At 45.8% G+C, this 467-nt stretch carries 1 pseudogene; it reads right to left on the reverse strand.

The features are described from left to right. Nucleotides 1-84 (reverse strand): annotated as a pseudogene (locus tag ACEWB7_RS17585) (GTP-binding protein); the annotation flags it as partial. Between the last annotated feature and the right edge of the window lie 383 nt (nucleotides 85-467).

The following is a 467-nucleotide window of genomic DNA, read 5'->3' on the forward strand; positions in this document are numbered from 1 at the left end:
GGATTTGCCTGCATTGGAACGGCCAGCAAAAGCCACTTCAATTCCGCAATCGGAAGGTAAATGGCGAATATCAGGCGCACTCATCACAAAATGCGTCTGTTGATAATTCAGGTTAGTCAAAGCGGTCGTCTCCGTCAGTCAAAGCATTGTGGCGATTATACCTGAACGCCAGCAAAAGACGGATTTTTCGGCGCGTCGGTGCTGTAAGCAAAAGCCATACGCTTTGTGAGACATTGTCCATTGCACTTATGCGACATGACAGAGTCGTTGTCAGGCTAAAAGCCAGTTAATATAGTTAAATCATGAATTTATAGAAAGGTAATTGTCTGAAAAAAAGGGATTTGCCGTGTCGGTATCTTGTGAGTTTACCCCAAAAGAGTAAAGTAATGCACATAGCGAGGACGCTAACAGGATCAACGACTCAGGATGAGGGTCAGGAGCGCCAGGAGGCGAAGACACAGGATTGT

The sequence above is a fragment of the Acinetobacter sp. NIOH-H-8 genome (assembly GCF_046635365.1).
Lineage (GTDB): Bacteria > Pseudomonadota > Gammaproteobacteria > Pseudomonadales > Moraxellaceae > Acinetobacter.